Annotated in this window: 4 protein-coding genes; 1 reads left to right on the top strand and 3 read right to left on the bottom strand. The window is 70.9% G+C overall.

All coding sequences use genetic code 11. The features are described from left to right. The first annotated feature begins 203 nt into the window (after nucleotides 1-203). Nucleotides 204-1010 (top strand): SirB1 family protein, encoded by an 807-nt coding sequence (locus VF522_RS17570; RefSeq protein ID WP_414709555.1) that lies wholly within the window; start codon nucleotides 204-206, stop codon nucleotides 1008-1010. 16 nt (nucleotides 1011-1026) lie between these two features. On the opposite strand, the gene VF522_RS17575 is transcribed toward VF522_RS17570, so the two are convergent. The 3 genes from VF522_RS17575 to VF522_RS17585 all read right to left on the bottom strand — a co-directional run. Next, nucleotides 1027-1794 (bottom strand): ParA family protein, encoded by a 768-nt coding sequence (locus VF522_RS17575; RefSeq protein WP_330909594.1) that lies wholly within the window; start codon nucleotides 1792-1794, stop codon nucleotides 1027-1029. A gap of 120 nt (nucleotides 1795-1914) precedes the next feature. Beyond that, complete coding sequence (locus VF522_RS17580; protein ID WP_330909595.1) at nucleotides 1915-3144, bottom strand: MFS transporter; 1230 nt, start codon at nucleotides 3142-3144, stop codon at nucleotides 1915-1917. Further along, nucleotides 3113-3583 (bottom strand): AIR synthase-related protein (locus tag VF522_RS17585; protein ID WP_330909596.1); only part of this gene is annotated, 471 nt, incomplete at its 5' end. The genes VF522_RS17580 and VF522_RS17585, both read right to left, overlap by 32 nt.

Raw genomic sequence — 3583 nt, forward strand, 5'->3', positions numbered from 1 at the left:
TGGCCGCGATGCTCGCGGGCGCGATGGTGCTTTACTTCGGCGCGCTGCTCGCCGCGGGCGTGAAGCTGCGCCAGTTTGTCACGCGATGACGACGGCAGGCTTCTTTGCAAGCCGGACCGATTGACGCGCACTGGCCCGTCCATTACAACGACTCCATGCCGTCGCTTCAATTCACTGAACCTACGCCACTGGAATATTTCCGGATGCTGGTGGAGAGCGACGAGCAGTTCCCCCTGCTCGAGGCCGCGGCCAGCGTGGCCCAGGACGAATACCCCGACCTCGACCTGCAGACCGTGCTGGGCGACGTCGACCAGCTGCTCGCCCGCCTGAAGCGCCGCATCCCCGCCGACGCCGCCGCACTGCAGAGGCTGCGCACGCTGAACCAGTTCTTCTTCCGCGACCTGAGCTTCGGCGGCAACGTCAACGACTACTGCGACCCGGACAACAGCTACCTCAACGTGGTGCTGCGCACGCGCCGCGGCATCCAGATCTCGCTGGCCGTGCTGTGGATCGAGCTGGCGCAGGGCATCGGCCTGCACGCGCGCGGCGTCTGCTTCCCGGGCCACTTCATGGTGAAGGTGAACCTGCCCAAGGGCCAGGTGGTGATCGATCCCTTCACGGGCCAGTCCCTTTCGCGCGAGGAACTGTCGGAACGCCTGGAGCCGTACAAGCGCCGCAGCGGCCTGGTCGACGAGTTCGAGGTGCCGCTGGGCCTGTACCTGCAGGCGGCGCCGCCGCGCGACATCCTCGCGCGCATGCTGCGCAACCTGAAGGAGATCCATCGGGCGCAGGAGGACTGGCAGCGCCTGATCGCCGTGCAGGACCGCCTGCTGGTGCTGCTGCCGGACGCCTGGGCCGAATACCGCGACCGCGGCCTCGCGCACGCGGAGCAGGGCCACACGCCCGAAGCGGTGGAAGACCTGGAGATGTACCTGGTCCACGCGCAGGACGCGCTGGACATCGATGCGATCGCCGATCGCGTGGCCGACCTGCGCCGCGCCAGGCAGTAAGGCGCCGCGCCTGGGTTCAGCCCCGCATCAACCCGCCGGAGAGACCGCCGGCGATGGCGGTGCGTCCCGCCTCGTTCATCGGCCGGCCCCCCAGCACGGAGGGCCGCCGCTGCGCCAGGATGGGTTCGCGCCTCGGCGCGGGCACGGCCACCGGTTTCAGCACCGGCTCCAGCCACTGCAGGATCGGATTCCACTGGCCCAGGTCGAACTTGAAGCGTTCGGGCGGCAGGTCGAACAGGGTCTGGCCGTATTCCGAGCTGCGCACGTAGACCTGCGTCTCGCGCAGCATGCCCACCATCGGCACCTTGTGTTCCGCGGCCCAGGCGCGCAGCACCTGCGCCGCGTCGGTGCGGTTGTCCACGCGCATGCCGACGGTCGCGATGCGGCACTGGCCCTTCATCACCCGGGGCTGGTTTGCCAGTTCTTCCAGGCAGGCCGCCGCGGACTCGCGGTCGAACACGGAGGGGCACACCGGAAGCACGATGGCGTCGGCGAACATCACGATGCGCTGCAGTTCGAAGCCGTGCATGCCGCCAGGGGTGTCGAGCACGACGTGCGTGATGCCCGGGGGCACGCGCAGCACGTTCTTCTGGTCCACGACCCAGGGCGCTATCGTCGGCAGCGAGGCATCCCGTCGACGCAGCCAGCTGCGGCTGGACTGCTGGCGATCGACGTCGCCCAGCATCACGGCGAGTCCCTCGCGGGCGCACCACGAGGCGACGTGGGTGGCGAAGGTGCTCTTGCCGCTTCCACCCTTGCGGTTCACGACCGCGACGACTGGCATGGGATCCTCCCTGTGCTGAAGGGCCAGTTTCCGGCAGGTTCGCCGGCAAGTCCAGCCTCTGTAGGGCGGAGTGTGCTTCCAGTTTTGTAGCGGCGCAACGTGGCTGCCGCCTGTCCGCGGCTAGCTGCCGTTCGCTTCCGTCCGCCGCCCGGCGGCGATCGCGACCAGGGCGAGCGCGCCGACGCCCGCGCCGGCGACGAAGGTGCTGGCGCCGCCCAGGCGGTCCCACAGCAGGCCGGCCAGGCCGCTCGCCACCAGCAGCGCGATGCCGCTCGCGAGGTTGAACACGCCGAAGGCGGTGCCGCGCAGCGGCGCGGGCGAGGTGTCGGCCACCATCGTCGCGAGCAGGCCCTGGGTGAGGGCCATGTGCAGGCCCCACAGCGCGATGCCGGCCCACAGCAGCGGACCGCGATCGGCCGCGGCCAGCAGCACGTCGGCGACGACCAGCACGGCGAGCCCGATCGCCAGCAGCTTGCGGTGCGACATCCGGTCGGCGAGCCGGCCGAAGGGATAGGCGCCCACCGAATACACCACGTTCATGAAGATCAGCACCAGTGGCGCCCAGGCGATCGCCAGTCCGCCCTGCTGCGCGCGCAGCACCAGGAAGGCCTCGCTGAAGCGCGCCAGCGTGAACAGCGCCCCGATGCCCACCACCCACCAGTAGGCGGGTTGCAGCTGCCGCAGGCTGTCGCGCCGGATCGGGTTGACGCGCTTCGTGCCCGGCGGCTGCTCCGGCTCGCGCACGCCGAACAGCAGCAGCGCCACCGAGAGCACGCCGGGGATCACCGCGACCCAGAACACCGCGTGGAAGTCGTTGGCCCACAGCAGCATCAGGCCGATGGCGATCAGCGGCCCGAGGAAGGCGCCGATGGTGTCGAGCGACTGCCGCAGGCCGTAGGCGGCGCCGCGCTGCTCGGGGGCGGCGAGTTCGGCCACCAGTGCGTCGCGCGGCGCCCCGCGCATGCCCTTGCCGACGCGGTCGATCAGGCGGGCGGCGAGCACCAGGCCGGACGTGGTGGCCAGCGCGAACAGGGGCTTGGAGGCGGCGCCCATGCCGTAACCCAGCACGGCGAGCGGCTTGCGCCGCCCCAGCCAGTCGCTCCAGGCGCCGGAGAACACCTTGACGATGAGGGCGGTGGCCTCGGCCGCGCCTTCGATCAGGCCCACGGTGAGCATGCTGGCCCCGAGCCCCGTGACCATGAAGACGGGCAGCAGGCTGTGGATCATCTCCGAGGAGACGTCCATCAGCAGGCTGACGAAGCCGCGCGCCCAGAGGCCCGCGGGCAGCCGGGCCCGGGCCCGGGCGGGCGCCGCGGCGTCAGCCGACGGTGACGGGCGCTCCGTTGCCACGGGCTGCGATGCGGCCGATCTCGTGCACGGATTCGCCCTGCGCGCGCAGGGTGTCGGCGACGGCGGCGGCTTCCGCGGCGGCAACGACCACCACCATGCCGATGCCGTTGTTGAAGGTGCGGTTCATCTCGTGGTCGTCGATCGCCGCGGTCTTCTGCAGCCAGGCGAAGAGTTCCGTCTGCGGCCAGCTGCCCTTGCGCAGCTGCGCGGCCAGGCCGTCGGGCAGCACGCGCGGGATGTTCTCCAGCAGGCCGCCGCCGGTGATGTGGGCCAGCGCCTTGATCCCGGCGTGCTTCGCCAGCGCGGCCAGCACCGGCTTCACGTAGAGGCGGGTCGGCTCCATCACCGCCTGGCGGAACGGCTTGCCGTCCAGCGTGGCGGGCAGGCTGCCGCCGGCGCGCTCGATGCACTTGCGCACCAGCGAGAAGCCGTTGGAATG

This window comes from Ramlibacter sp. (assembly GCF_036383835.1).
Classification (GTDB): domain Bacteria; phylum Pseudomonadota; class Gammaproteobacteria; order Burkholderiales; family Burkholderiaceae_C; genus Ramlibacter.